Source organism: Rhizobium sp. 18055 (assembly GCF_902706285.1).
Taxonomy (GTDB): domain Bacteria; phylum Pseudomonadota; class Alphaproteobacteria; order Rhizobiales; family Rhizobiaceae; genus Rhizobium.
Genome location: NZ_CACSKD010000172.1, coordinates 1 through 498, shown reverse-complemented (window position 1 = coordinate 498; position 498 = coordinate 1). Strand labels below are relative to the sequence as shown.

Sequence of the window (498 nt, the reverse complement as noted above, 5' to 3'; positions counted from 1 at the left end):
TGTACGGCGTCGCGCACCAGATCGACGCGCCCTTCTACATCGCCCGCGTGCAGGACGGCCAGGAAGTGGTCGAGGCGACCTGCTCGCTCACCGCCTGCAAGTGACCGGCGCCCACTCTCCGGGAACACCGCCGTGGATTTCACTTTCCTGCTCGGCCAGGCGCTGACCAACGGTCTCATCATCGGGTTGCTCTACCTGCTGATGGCCATCGGTTTCACGCTGGTCTTCGGCGTCATGCGCGTGGTGAACTTCGCGCATGGCGAGTTCTACATGCTGGGCGCCTTCGTGGCCTACGTCTGCGTCACGAAACTGCAGCTGCCCTTCCTGGCCGCCGTGCTCGCCACCTTCGCCGTCACGCTGGTGGCCGGCTGGCTGATCGAAGTGGTGGTGATGAAGGGCTTCCGGGGCGACGAGCTCAACGGGATGATCGCCACCATCGGCCTGGCGATGATCCTGCAGAACGGCGCGCTCATGGTCTTCGGGCCCGATCCGCAGTCG

1 protein-coding gene is annotated in these 498 nt (G+C 65.3%); it reads left to right on the top strand.

The window, feature by feature from the left end; genetic code table 11:
- Window positions 1–132: 132 nt before the first annotated feature.
- The coding region (locus GVL52_RS28565; RefSeq protein ID WP_244619338.1) for a branched-chain amino acid ABC transporter permease at window positions 133–498 on the top strand (366 nt) is incomplete at its 3' end.